Here is a 12,458-nt window from a genome sequence, read left to right on the forward strand (position 1 = left end):
ATTCCAGCCGTATCGCAACTCAGCTCACCTTGATCTTTTCAAGCGTGTTAAGAAAACGCTTCAAATGAGCGTGCGCAGACTTATTGCCTTGCTTTTTTGATTCTTCTTTCACCTTGCTGGCAGACCAGTCGACGTTCTGAGTCCGGAAGTCGGCGGCGTGTTGCTTTTGGTAGCCGGATCGGAGAGTTGCGAACAACGCACTTTCAGAAAATGTCTCCCAAACCTCATTCCACTCGTTCTCATCGGTGATTGCGTCTTTTGCAGCGAATGCATTGCGGCAAACCACGGTACACACAAACGGACCGAGAGCCTTCTGAGCATCTCCAATCTTATGGTTGACGATGTTGTCGGCCGCATTCCGAGTTACATGCAAGCGAAGTGCGTTTCCCTTCTTGGAGAACCAGTCTTGCTGATACATCACGTTGAGATGACGTGTAAACCATTTGGAATAATCCAACCAAGAGGATGTTTCGCCTCCTTCAGTCCACTCATCATACCACTCTTTGAGATACCCAAACGCATAAATAACACCGCGCATTCCAATGTCGAGCTGGAGCATGTTGGGTATTTCATGTTTCAAATCCACAAGTTCATGAACGACTTCATCGTACGCTTTAACCACCTGAAGCTGAACAGATTCCCCACCACGATGAGATCCAAATCGAAGCTGAGACAATGCGTGTCGGTATACATCATTTTTGTTGCTCCACGCAATTTCCGCCTTTCGCACTGCAGCAATGTATCTCGAATACGGCCGAAAATTTTCGAGGAGGTATGCGATTCCTGGAAGAACCCACTCGCGAAACCTCTCGCGCACAAGCTCCGTTTGCCCCGAAGCCAACTCTCCACTCGCGAAGGCTGAAAAGAGTGGGTGCTTACCGCCGATTCCGAAAACATTGGCCAAGTTCTCATCAATATTCTCGCCCAAAATATAGGACTTAAACCACTCAGCAATTTCCGTAACCGACTTCAAGGATGCAGGTGAAGGCATCTCTCGCCCGTTCTCCGTAGCACCTCGCCAGTCGTAGAAAAGTAGCGGAACACGCGATTGCACCCGTTGCTCGACGTCCTCAACGGTATCGTTTTCATGTGAATACTGCAGGAGCTCTTGAACGCATACGTAGTTAATGTCTTCGTCGTTAAGCAGGATTTGGCGGGAACGCGATGGAGTTCTCGCTTGCGTATTGATGTAGACAAACATATTACGCACCACATCGAGTATTGACGCCTGCACTGGTTCGTCGCAATCAAGTCCGCTAACGACAACCGGAATATGCCATTCCAAAAATCCATCAAAACCTGGTCCGCTCTGATCGCTCAAATACCGTTTTAACGCGGAGAGACGATGCTGCCCGTCGATCGCGACTAAACGAACATTCCGACTGTTCCATTCGACTAGGCCATATTCACGGTGACTTCCAGCTTTGCTCGTAAGGTGGCGGAATCGGTATAGTCCCTGGCGTTCAAGAACACTCCATCTACCCAAGTCATCTTCAAGTTCCGAATTCGCCAGGTTGGGCACTTCAGCCAAAATGCGATTGCTACCGGAATCGACTGGAACCAGAGTCAGCGTCAATGGATTAAAAAACTTGACCTTGTTATGATCTTGTAGCCAAGGAAGTATGCTCGACTCGACACGCTTGGTGTCGACATCACGTTGGAAAAGGTCTCGAACCGGCCAACGGTCAGATCCAGGTATTTCACTTACAAGTTGGATTTTTCCAAGCTCGTTAGCTTCGAGGGCTGCCTGGAGGAAGCAGACGCGTATCCCCATCCCAGCACCGAAAGTGCCGAATACCCCGCGGATCTGCTCGTCGTAAACTTGCTTGTGTTTTGTTGGCGGAATCATTCAGCTTGCTGTTCCAGACTTTTAGGAAGCGGTTGGTCCCGCGAAGGTTCCTCGAGCTTGATTCCACGTTGGCGTAGACGACTCATGCATGTATTGAGGACTAGAGCATCGTCAGCGTACCCTCGCCCCGGCACGTAATCAGGTATCACCTCGAATGGGTGACAGAGATAGTAGAGCGCTGCGACAAGTTCGCGACGGCCAACCGCGGCTACACCTGACCTCCGGTGAAGTAGGGTTCGAAAACGCTCGGCAACATCAGCAATTTGAACGTGCCAAGCTTCATCCGATTTTTTCAAACGTCGCAGAACCTTGGGAAGATTTTCAACGATGTAGTTCAACTTCTCCGCGTCAGCGGATTCGATCCCGGACAGATACGCTTCCCTAATCTGTGCTCGTTCTTCGCGCGTAACCACGAATGGGATTTTGATTTTTTCCATTGGGAGAGCCTGTTGTCTATAACTGCGTTGGGCTTATAGGTGGCAGATTGCACAACCCTGTGATTCGTCAAGAATCGGCAATGGCTGCTCTGGCAATTCTGCGATTTCGTCGAGCGTTCTGCCCTCACACCACGTGAACCCATCCGAAAGGCGTTCGTATTCCTTAGCCTTGTCGAACAGATCGGGGTGGTTCTTCTTCAGACGCTGCCACTCGCCAATCTGCTGATAGAAGCAGAAGTAGCAACCAGAACGAGATCGCCATTCATAATAACTAGGTAGTCCGACGCCGTTGCTTTCAAGCAGCATTTTAATGTCTACCAGTCCCATGCCGTCATCTTTGAATGGATAGACAGGGATGATGTTTTGCATATTTGACAGCGACGGTGGCTTTTTCGCGACGTAGCCATCACGGTTCTCATCAGCACGAATCCCGATGTAGCTGTATGCTTGGCGTTGACCGATAAAGTCCTCGAACGGTTCGATCTTCAGTGCTCGAGTACACCAACGGCTTCGTGGGCTTGGCAGATAGCCGCCAAACTTTTCCTTCAAGATGATGTCAAAGGGGTTGCGGTCCGGCTTGTTGCGGATATCGAGCAGCGTGATTGCATTGAGACGACGAATTGATTTTCCTAGGTAGTCCTCGAGTGTTTCGAGGTACTCGTATGTCTCCTCAAGTTCGCAATCGGTATCGCAAAAAACGTACTCAGCACATGCGTGGATTTCCGGATACTTTGTTCGGATGTAAACCGCGAGCGCCGCAGAATCTTTGCCGCCGGAAATATTGACGACATGGAGCGTTTGATCGCTTTCGTCGCGAACGCTTTCGAGTGCATCATTGAGGGACGCCATCGCGTTTTGCTCCTGTCATCGAGTTAATTTGTTCCAGCATTGCTTTCGCGTCGTCTTCGCCAACTAGATCAGAAAGCTGATTGTACAGTTCTTGCATACGGCCAAGAACTAATCGAGAAAGCCCTTCTTGGAGCTGAGGTGTGGGTGCCGGGAAGGTCCGGGCCGAATTCTCAATCTTGCTGACGTATGCGGTGAACTCACGGTCAAACGCTGCAGCCATGCTGTCGTCCCACCGCCGCACCGATTTCTTGACTAATAAGCTCGCCAACGAATCGATCAACAACGAGTCGGATTCATAGTCGAGCGACATTCGCGATAATAGTCCTTTTGCAACGCCGTCGCTCAGTTTTTCAGTGAACTGACCGGGGAAATAACTTGCCCATTGTTTTGCGATTACCCGGACGCTCACGTTTTCTCCGGGATCGCTGCCAACCGTTAGCGAAGCTCGGACAATCTCACTCGCTTGATCGGTGTATGACGAAGCAACGTTTTCGAGTTCATCAACACAACGCTGGATTGCGTTGATTAGTGACTTCGGTTTGTCCACCGACTTGGACAACGCTCTTGGCAACTCTGTGAAAAACAACTGAACCGGATCGTTCACCCGAGTGATGGTTGCTCGGAAAGCATCCGTATCCTTTGACAGACGACCAGTAGTGAAAGCGGCAGGCGGGAGCTGATGTTTCCAAGCTTCCAATGCGTCGAAGCAGTGCCGGACAAGATCATTTTCTTCGATTTCGTAATTGGCGACTTTGCTGAAGTGCTTGTAGAGGCCACGAAGCAGCTTCTGTTTGGATGTGTCAATGTCGAGAACGAGGATCTGGTACTCTTTAGGGAACTTACAAATGTTCTCGATGTCCGACGGCAGAACGTCGTTGAGATATTTCCCCTTGTGCATCAACGAGATCGCGCTCGGGAACGCGCGGAGGGCTGCGGCAAGCAAGATCGGCATCACGCCGAGACGCAAACCGAACGGTGGCGATTGAAGCTTGTCAAAGAGGGCTTTGAATGTTGCCGGCCGCTCTGACGCCTCGGTCAAGAATTTCCGGAACGCTCCCCATACCGCTTTCATGCCAGGATCTTTGAGGGACTTTTCGTGGACATAACTCCAGCGGTCGGAAGCGTCATCCTTACGATAAAGCCCCGTGTGTAAAAGAACGGTATTGAACATCGAGCGATCAGGGAAGAAACCTTCTAGTCCGAGTCGTTGACGGCCGTGCCGTTCCAGTATGGCCATCGTTAGCTTCTTGCGAGCGTTGACCAGGGCGGGCGACGGCTTCCGCCGATTGATCATTTCGTTGTTGATCATGGGCGTCTTTGAGAAGACGCTTGCCATGATCTCTGACAGCGAATTTCGCAACTGACGGGAATTTGAAGCGTCGATCTGCTTGCCGGCATGGAACCATTTTGCTCCCGAACTCGACGGAGTCACGAGTCGGTCAATCAGCTTTTGAAGATGCTCCAAGGCATCGTCGGTCATTTGCTGCAGTTCAGACAACGCGATCGGATCGGACTCAACCAATTCGTTGTCTTGCTGCATTCGTTGCAAAGCCCTGACTTCGATGGCTGCGTCTCGCAATGGAAGCGGCTCGCATGGAACCGCAAAAACAAGCCGTTCCTCCGACTTAGTTTTGGCTGCAACTCTTTCGGCAGCAGCAAGATCGTCCTCTGTATCGGCAAGAAGGTAAGCGATGTGACCGTCGCTGTCGTGACCGATAGAGGTCAACGCCCAAGATTCGATACCATTGAATTGATCTTTGTTCAGGTAGGATCCGGGCAAAAAGCGACGAATGCAGTGGGTGTCATTGTATTCAACGGGCTTCCACACCGGCGGCGAAGCTTCCCTGTTCAGGAGCGTGACTAGGTCAAAGTCGGTGCCAAGCTTGGCACGCTCTTCATCAAGCCGACCGCGTAGATCAAGGTCGGTGCCGTGCCAAACCGAAACGTCATCGTTGTGGACACGGTGCAACAAGAGTTTTCTACCGAAGAGATCTCGCAGGGTCTTGTCGGCTTGCTTAGGTTTGTAGCCGTCGACGGCGAACTTCATCAATTGAACCGTCGTTCGCGATCTCGCGCCGCTTGTCCCGAGGCCAAGCAGACAAGCAGTTTTTAGGGCACTGACCGCGCCTTCATCGTCGGGAATCTTTGAGATAGCACTCTCGGTTTCTAGCCATTGCCGATAGGTTCCACCGACTGCGGTATCAGCTCGCATCGCTGGTGCAAAGAAATCGTAGAGGTCGCTGACACGGACTGGGCCGGACAAATCGCAGTTGTAAAGGAAACTGAACAGCGTTCGCTCGTTCTGCGCCACTCGCGCGGACACTCGCGGCAGCAAATAAAGGGCAGCAGGCTCCATCGGATAGGCCGACATCAGCAGCGTTGAAAGGTCGCGAATCTTAAAGTCGGAGAACAACCCGAGCGATAGACATTTTTTCGCGATCGACTGCTTTGTCTTACTAGTGGTCCCGTCTGGTCGCCTCGATTGAAGGACCTCGCCAACGAGCCGGTAAATCTCCTTACTGTCGTCGACGTACTGAATTGTTTCAAAACGCCCTTCGATCTTCTTCCAGTTAGAACGAATCGCTTGCGGGAGTCCGGACGCATAGTGCGACAAACCTTGGTGCAAGATGGCGCAGAACGTGATCGGAAACGCCTTTGTCCGTGACGCTATTTCGGCAAGCAATTGGATCTCGGCAAGTTCATCGCCGCGGCCTTCCGCAACCAACGCTTCAAGGTGGCGTCCGAATTCGTCCCAAACGATCGTGATTCGATCGCAGCCTGTTTCGTCACAGATGCCACGAATCAGCTTGATGACTTCGGCAACATCGTTTTCTTTTGAATTGCGAAGCTTTGTCCAACGGCGAACCCCAATTCGTTTGAGCGAATCGGCTGCCGCTAGTCGCAGTTGCGTACCGACGCTTGTAAGATGGCCATGGAGACATAGCGCAAGCCCTTTTTGTTTGACGCTCGCCCTGCGCCGTTTGGCGAAGTCGGCCAACTCGGGACTGACAACTTCGAGGCGTCGGTTAATTTCCAGACGCACCTCGCCCGACGACTTACTGTTTTCAACAAGATGCCCGGCATAGGCCGCTGTCAGCGACTTGCCCGAGCCGTACGGCGCGACCAAAAAGAATGCACGTTGTTCTTCGTTACCGAGCAATGCTCGGATCAGAGGCGCACACTTCGCGGTCGGCCGGAAGTGGCTGATCCGTTCTGGGTGATCCGCGTCGAAGGCAATGTTGATCGACCGCAAAAATAGTTCGGCGTCGACGCTAGGTGTGGCTTTTTTGGCTCGCGTTTTAGACATGGGCAACCTCCTCTCTTGTTTCGAAGAACAGCGTTGCCCATTCATCGGTCGGCATGCAATGAAGCCGGATCGTTCGGTCGCCCGCCATGCCGGCGATTTGTATGAAGTCGTCCGATCGTTGTTCGATTTGCGACACCGTTTCAAAGAGCGTCTCTCCGTTCAAGCAGAACACCCGTCCGGGACCACTCGATTTACGGGCGGCTTCTTGCAGTTTGACGTCAGTCGTTCTCGACTCTCGCATGGCTTCCGGAAACGCCATCGACATCACATATCCGAACACGTTGGCTGGGATTTGCTTGGCCGCTTGATGAATGTGAAAATAGCCGGACGTTCGGTAGTAGCTCAGCAACCCGAGTTCACGGAACGGACAGTCGGCACCGTCTTCGGGATCGTCGTTGCCAGCCGGAACCGCACGTGCGTAGCTGAGCAGCATGCAGCCGAGGTCACGAGAGAGTGTCGACGTGCTAGGGACGCGTTTCTGAGACGACTCGATGAAGCGACGAAGCGACTCCAGGCAAACAGCTCGATCGAATCGGTCGTGGGTAAAGTTGTTGAAGAACCATGACCAGGTCGTTGTCGCATTAAAGTTATTGACCAAATTGGCGTGCAATATCCACCACGTTCCCTGGTCAAGAAAGAAGGGATCGTACCGCCAAACGAGTTGACCGAGTTCGGTTGGTTGCAATAGTGTCGCACGCCCGCGCGATTCGATGCTGGCAACTTCGGCTAAGCCTGTGACCATCAACCAATGGCGAATCGACTTGGCCATGTTGCGGCCAACACCTAAGTAGTCAGCAACTTCCTCGTCAAGGAACTGCTCAGGCGACTCGCAGACCAGCTTCATTCCTTTATGAAGCCATCCTTCGCGAACGGGAAACGTTTCGTGACCACTAAACCTCATGCTTGAACGCTCCTTGCAGGTTGTCCGTTTCCGTCTGTCGTGGTGCGAAACCCGACAAGCGACCGACGGTCGAAATCAGCTTGGATGCTGCCCTCTCCACTTCGGCCATTGTGTTCTGATTTGAGAAGCTGAAACGCACGCTCGCGAATGCTTCTTCTTCGCTCAGTCCCATCGCACGAAGGACATATGAAGGTTCCGGCCTGCTGCTTGTGCAGGCGGAACTTTGCGAGCAGCGGACGCCATTGCGATCGAGCAACGCGACAATCGCCGCGCCGTCGAGGCCGGGAAACATCAGGTTAGTGGAGTTGCAAACTCGATGTTCAGTCCTGCCGTTGATCACGACACGAGGCAGCGATTCGGAAATCATCGCTTCAAAGTGATCGCGAAGTTTGGCAATACTCGAAATCACATAGCTGAGAGAGCCCTCGCGTTCGCTGGCTGCTGCTCCGAAACCGATGATACCGAGCAGATTCTCCGTCCCCGGCCGCAAGCCGTGTTCCTGGCTGCCACCTCGTAACATTGGACCAAGCGAACGGCGGTCTTTGACGCACAAAGCGCCGATACCAGTTGGTCCGTGCATCTTGTGAGCCGATGTCGTGAGGAAGTCGATGCCAATCCGATCGAAGTCAACTTCAACTTTGCCGATTGCTTGGGCCGCATCGCAATGGAACGGGACGCCAAAGCTATCGCAGACATCTGCGATCTCACGAATGGGCTGGATGACTCCTGTTTCGTTGTTGACCCATTGGACCGAAACCAATGAAGTCTCGTTGTCCATAGATTGCACAAGCTGCTCGAGGTCGATTCGTCCCTTACGATCAACCGGCAACCTCGTAACACGGACGCCATTCGCTTCGAGAGCATTGGCAGTTTCAAGCACGCAGGAATGCTCGACCTGCGTCGTCACCAAATGGGCGTTGCCGCGACTTCGCACAACGTCGCTCAACACCCAGTAGTTAAGTTCGGTCGCTCCGCTGCCAAAAAGCAAACGATCGGCGGACACGCCGAGCAAACTAGCGATTGCGTCGCGTGACTCGACAATCGTCCGTCGGGCCTTCTCCCCAGACCGATGCTCGCTCGACGGGTTCCCGAAATTCTCCTCGACCGCCGTCTTCACGGCTTCACCCACGGCACCCGAAAGGTGCGTCGTGGCGTTGTTGTCGAGATAAATTTCAGGGTTCACTGGAATTCCATCCTTGGTTGTGGATTCTTTGCTGGTGTTTGGGCGATTTATTTATTGCCCGATTGATTTGCGACACCCGAAACGCTTGATTTCGTAAACTGAGTATCCGCCATTCGTAATTGAACAGTTGAAACTTGACACGTTTGGTCCAAATCCTTTCCTCAGCGTTTCTGCTCGACCGTAAAAAACTCCTCCCGTAAGCTCTTGCCATCTGCCCCAAGCCCGACAACCAAATTCTCTAGCTGTTTAAGCGCAAGCGGTGAGGGTTTAACCTTGCTGTTCTCCCAGCGATTCACCGTCGAGAAAGTCACGCCCAGCTCGGCAGCCAGCTTTTCCTGGCTAAGGCCAAGCTGCAGGCGAACCATTTTGACCAGCCGTCCAATCTCGTTCGACTTTGTCGCGACCATCGAGTACCTCGCATGTACTTGCAGATGCTATATCAACTGCGAGGTATTTTGCAAGCAATTGAATTTCAGGTCAACACCCCGACAGGATTGCCGCTCGGGTACATGCTCAATGTCGAGCGAGAGATGGCCACAGTTCTTGCTCTTAGAAAAAACGCCCAAGAAGGATTACGCCTTCGCGGGCGTTTCGGCTATAAGCGAATGGTTCAAACTAATTGCGAACGGTTCGGCTCGCGTCCATTCTTGGCTCTTGCCGACGCCACTTCTGGCTGAGAGTGATGATGCGTAGACGATCGTTTCGCCGTTGTGGATCACTTGGCCGGTGATGTTCACCCGCGGTACAACCCAGTTCGCGCATCTTGCGATCTTGCCGGCAAACTCAAGAATAACGGTTTTATCGTTGAGGTTTAGCCGAGCAGTTTACGCATCGCGGATGCGACGCCGAGGGTGACTTCGGTCATCCTGGGATAGTCGAGCGTGTCTGGCGTGTCGGTGGCTTGGTGGTAGTTTGGATTGCGCAAGAAACTGGTGTCGGTGAGCATCAGGGCGGGATAGCCTTGGTCCCAGAATGAGCTGTTGTCGCTGAGACGAATCTCGTGGATCTTTTCGGGTAGGCAGATCGAAAATAGGGGCATGCGGCGCGTGCCACGTTTGAAGCCTCGCCGGAATCTCCAGCACAACTTCCAGGATGGCATGTTGCCAACGGCTGCCAGAAAGTTGCCGCGTTGTGGGAAAAATCGGTGCATCCATTTTGGAATTCCGGGCGGCACCGTCTGCGAGCCCTTCGCATGACTGTAGTAACCGACCATCTCCAGGCACAGCATCCCGACGATGTTGTCGCCGCGCTGTCGTGAAAGACGGGCGTGGTGCTGGCTGCCCATCGAATCCATGTTGAAATACGGCGGCTCCTCGCATGCGAACGCGACGAATCGGGCGGTTCGTTTTCCGGTGTGCTCGCGCAGCAATCGGCTGACTTCGATCATTACGGCGACGGCGGAGGCATTGTCATCGGCACCGGGTGTGCTGAAGACAGTGTCGTAGTGAGCGCCGAGCAAAACGATCTCATTGGCTCGTTTGGTACCGGGACGCTCCATGATCAGGTTCGTCGCCTCATCACCCATGGCGTCGTAGCATTCCCGCGAATGACTGCATCCCATTTCGGACCACTGACCTTCGATGTAGCCGATCGTGGCCTGAATCGTTTTCGGCTTGCTCAAGGTGCGCGGACCGATCAATCCCGCAAGCCGATCGACATGCAGTCGCAGATTCCTCTCGATCGTATCGCGGGCGATGGGCATCGTTACAGGGGAATTTAACGCGGAGTTGCGGAGGAGCGGAGAATCGCGGAGGAAAATTTGCTGCGGAAGGGGCGACTATTCGGAAACTCGTGGGCCGTGATAGTTGTTTACGATTCGATGGAGGCCATCAACAAGTTTCGCTTCATGGAAATTGAGAAGCAAACCAACATTCAGGTTCATCAGGCGAAGGTGAGAAAGGGTTTGTGCCTTGTCGATTGGATGGATGGCTGACTTGGCTTTCAGCTCGACGACGATCAATTCTTCGACGAGCAAGTCAGCGCGAAACGCACACGGGTCATGCAAATCGTCGTAGTCGAGGGCGACCGGCTTCTCTTCGACGACTGAGAACCCTCGTTTTCGAAGCTCATACGCAAGACATCGACGATACACCGACTCCAATAAACCTGGTCCGAGCCTGCGATGCACCTCAATCGCGGCACCAATAATTGCATCGGTCAACTCATTTTCCGTCATTTCTCTATCCCCCTCCTGAACTCCTGCCGGTCACACCACCCATTCTCCGCGATGCTCCGCACCTCCGCCACTCCGCGTTTCAACCTGCCAGCGAACAACTTGGCACAGCATCGATATTGCCAGAAAACAGAAGAGCAGGCCGTACTTCACGCAGCCTCCTTAGGCTTGATTTACCGTGCCGTGGATGGCTTCTTCAAGTTCGGCACGGTGTTCCTCGGATCTGACAACGATTGTGAGTGTGATCGCGTCGAAGTTTGAATCGCTCAGCAGCGGTGAGACGGCTCGACCGAAATCCGGGATCGTCAACGGACCGTATCCAGTGGCTAAGGTCGGGGAAGCAACGGTCTGTGCGCCTCGTTCGATGACCATTCCCAATGCGGTACGCAGCGTTTGCCCAACAAGATCGATCGACGAGTCATAAAACGGATCGATCGCCACCGCATGAAGGATGCACTGAAACGGTAAACTGCCGGCTCCGCTTTGAACGACGGTTCCGGCGGGGACGGCTGAGATTCCATGAGACTTCAGGTAGCTGTGAAGTTCATCTTGGATCGCAGGACCCACGGCTGAAAGGATGGCGCCGTTGACTCCCCCAGAAAGATTTAACCACGGGTTCGCCGTCGAAATCAAAACGTCAGCGGGACATTGCAACACATCGCCAACTTTGATCTCAACTTGCATTGATCTAATCCCGACTGCTTATCGGTTTTTGAAACTGAACGATGACGACTCGTCCGTCAAACTCAGCTCTTGAAAGCTTGTCTTTCATCATATCAAGAACTTAATGAGCTGATCCTCCGCCGGTGCCGGCACCAATCAAGGGAAATGCGATTGATCCGAAAGCATGCTCATTGGCAAGCTTAATAGCATTGACGCAGGAGTCGCGGACCGAACGTTCGCTCGAACGCCACCACATGCTGATCCCTGCTACATGAATGATCGCCTTGAAGGGAAGTTTGCCAGCGCCCGTCAGCACTGCTCCACCGAGTGGAATCGCACCATGCTTAGCGAGTTCTCTGAATGGAGCATACCCACCGCGGCGTTTGATTGCTCCGGAAACTCCCTGAGGTAGTAGCAGCCACCAAGGGATGATGTTTCGGTTCCAAGCGTTGACTATTACATCGACGTCTTGGTCGAGAAGATCACCTTGGACAACCTCAACGTTCGCCATCAGCCAATCATTCCGGAAAAGTCAGGTAGGTTGGTGGCACGGCGTCGACGAGCCAGACTCCGTTGGCGGAAAAATAGAACCTGTGGCCGTCACGATGCATGGTTTCGGCCGCGACTCGCAGGATGATAGGCTTGCCTCGCCGCGAGCCGACTTTGGTCGCGGTTTCTTCATCGGGTGAAAGATGGACATGGTGTCGTGATCGCTTTTGCAGACCGGTGGCTCGGATGCTGTCAAGGAAAGCCGCGACCGTTCCGTGATAGAGAATCTCGGGAGGGGTCTTCGGCTCGAGGTTGAGTTCGACGCCGGATACCGAATGACCCTGGCTGGCACGGATTCGCAAGCCATCCTCGCTCAATGCGAAACGTTTCTTGTCGTTCGTGGCGACCACTTCGTGCAATAGCTCCAGCGTGATCGATTTTCCATGCGAGTCGGCTTGGGCAATCAATTCATCGATACAAAGCCAACCTTCAGGGTCTAGCTTGGCACCAATCACTTCGGGCCGATGGCGAAGGACCAAGCTGAGGAACTTGCTGGTGGAGACGAGTTTGTTGTTGTGAGCCATGTTTGACATTCTAAAGGGTTCAC

General features: G+C 53.2%; 13 protein-coding genes. 1 reads left to right on the forward strand and 12 read right to left on the reverse strand.

Annotated elements, in window-relative coordinates:
• Positions 1–19: 19 nt before the first annotated feature.
• From NHH03_RS17350 to NHH03_RS17380, 7 genes are all read right to left on the reverse strand, one after another.
• Complete coding sequence (locus NHH03_RS17350; protein WP_253158251.1) at positions 20–1,849, reverse strand: DNA sulfur modification protein DndB; 1,830 nt, start codon at positions 1,847–1,849, stop codon at positions 20–22.
• Positions 1,846–2,286 (reverse strand): YkvA family protein, encoded by a 441-nt coding sequence (locus NHH03_RS17355; RefSeq protein ID WP_253158252.1) that lies wholly within the window; start codon positions 2,284–2,286, stop codon positions 1,846–1,848. Before NHH03_RS17355 ends, NHH03_RS17350 begins: the two co-directional genes overlap by 4 nt.
• A gap of 33 nt (positions 2,287–2,319) precedes the next feature.
• The gene (locus NHH03_RS17360) at positions 2,320–3,135 is read right to left on the reverse strand and encodes a phosphoadenosine phosphosulfate reductase domain-containing protein (protein ID WP_253158253.1); all 816 of its coding nucleotides are present in this window, start codon (positions 3,133–3,135) and stop codon (positions 2,320–2,322) included.
• The gene (locus NHH03_RS17365) at positions 3,119–5,860 is read right to left on the reverse strand and encodes a hypothetical protein (RefSeq protein WP_253158254.1); all 2,742 of its coding nucleotides are present in this window, start codon (positions 5,858–5,860) and stop codon (positions 3,119–3,121) included. The genes NHH03_RS17360 and NHH03_RS17365 overlap by 17 nt, the downstream gene beginning before the upstream one ends.
• 574 nt (positions 5,861–6,434) lie before the next feature.
• Entirely contained in the window at positions 6,435–7,286 is an 852-nt protein-coding gene (locus NHH03_RS17370; protein ID WP_253158255.1) for a DUF4007 family protein, read from the reverse strand.
• 46 nt (positions 7,287–7,332) lie between these two features.
• Positions 7,333–8,526, reverse strand: coding sequence for a cysteine desulfurase family protein (locus NHH03_RS17375; RefSeq protein WP_253158256.1), 1,194 nt, complete (start codon positions 8,524–8,526; stop codon positions 7,333–7,335).
• A gap of 161 nt (positions 8,527–8,687) precedes the next feature.
• Entirely contained in the window at positions 8,688–8,933 is a 246-nt protein-coding gene (locus NHH03_RS17380) for a helix-turn-helix domain-containing protein (protein WP_253158257.1), read from the reverse strand.
• Positions 8,934–8,945: 12 nt separating this feature from the next.
• Here NHH03_RS17380 and NHH03_RS17385 point away from each other — a divergent pair, with 12 nt between their 5' ends.
• A complete protein-coding gene (locus NHH03_RS17385; RefSeq protein ID WP_253158258.1) occupies positions 8,946–9,203 on the forward strand; it encodes a hypothetical protein in 258 nt (85 codons plus the stop codon).
• Between the two features lie 134 nt (positions 9,204–9,337).
• On the opposite strand, the gene NHH03_RS17390 is transcribed toward NHH03_RS17385, so the two are convergent.
• The 5 genes from NHH03_RS17390 to NHH03_RS17410 form a co-directional block, all read right to left on the reverse strand.
• Positions 9,338–10,228: a M28 family peptidase gene (locus NHH03_RS17390; RefSeq protein WP_253158259.1), complete on the reverse strand. Its 891-nt coding sequence runs from the start codon at positions 10,226–10,228 to the stop codon at positions 9,338–9,340.
• Between the two features lie 75 nt (positions 10,229–10,303).
• A complete protein-coding gene (locus tag NHH03_RS17395; RefSeq protein WP_253158260.1) occupies positions 10,304–10,702 on the reverse strand; it encodes a GxxExxY protein in 399 nt (132 codons plus the stop codon).
• 159 nt (positions 10,703–10,861) lie between these two features.
• Complete coding sequence (locus NHH03_RS17400; protein WP_253158261.1) at positions 10,862–11,383, reverse strand: macro domain-containing protein; 522 nt, start codon at positions 11,381–11,383, stop codon at positions 10,862–10,864.
• A 100-nt stretch (positions 11,384–11,483) separates the two neighbouring features.
• Positions 11,484–11,873, reverse strand: coding sequence for a macro domain-containing protein (locus tag NHH03_RS17405; RefSeq protein ID WP_253158262.1), 390 nt, complete (start codon positions 11,871–11,873; stop codon positions 11,484–11,486).
• A gap of 7 nt (positions 11,874–11,880) precedes the next feature.
• Entirely contained in the window at positions 11,881–12,435 is a 555-nt protein-coding gene (locus NHH03_RS17410; protein WP_253158263.1) for an RNA 2'-phosphotransferase, read from the reverse strand.
• Positions 12,436–12,458: the final 23 nt, after the last annotated feature.

Origin of the sequence: Stieleria tagensis, from assembly GCF_024129865.1 — a bacterium.
Taxonomy (GTDB): Bacteria; Planctomycetota; Planctomycetia; order Pirellulales; family Pirellulaceae; genus Stieleria; species Stieleria tagensis.

Coding starts and splice junctions, on each gene's coding strand:
- NHH03_RS17410 (WP_253158263.1), bottom strand. CDS start 12,435: ATGGCTCACAACAACAAACTCGTCTCCACCAGCAAGTTCCTCAGCTTG.
- NHH03_RS17400 (WP_253158261.1), bottom strand. CDS start 11,383: ATGCAAGTTGAGATCAAAGTTGGCGATGTGTTGCAATGTCCCGCTGAC.
- NHH03_RS17350 (WP_253158251.1), bottom strand. CDS start 1,849: ATGATTCCGCCAACAAAACACAAGCAAGTTTACGACGAGCAGATCCGC.
- NHH03_RS17370 (WP_253158255.1), bottom strand. CDS start 7,286: ATGAAGCTGGTCTGCGAGTCGCCTGAGCAGTTCCTTGACGAGGAAGTT.
- NHH03_RS17405 (WP_253158262.1), bottom strand. CDS start 11,873: ATGGCGAACGTTGAGGTTGTCCAAGGTGATCTTCTCGACCAAGACGTC.
- NHH03_RS17385 (WP_253158258.1), top strand. CDS start 8,946: ATGTACTTGCAGATGCTATATCAACTGCGAGGTATTTTGCAAGCAATT.
- NHH03_RS17355 (WP_253158252.1), bottom strand. CDS start 2,286: ATGGAAAAAATCAAAATCCCATTCGTGGTTACGCGCGAAGAACGAGCA.
- NHH03_RS17380 (WP_253158257.1), bottom strand. CDS start 8,933: ATGGTCGCGACAAAGTCGAACGAGATTGGACGGCTGGTCAAAATGGTT.
- NHH03_RS17395 (WP_253158260.1), bottom strand. CDS start 10,702: ATGACGGAAAATGAGTTGACCGATGCAATTATTGGTGCCGCGATTGAG.
- NHH03_RS17360 (WP_253158253.1), bottom strand. CDS start 3,135: ATGGCGTCCCTCAATGATGCACTCGAAAGCGTTCGCGACGAAAGCGAT.
- NHH03_RS17390 (WP_253158259.1), bottom strand. CDS start 10,228: ATGCCCATCGCCCGCGATACGATCGAGAGGAATCTGCGACTGCATGTC.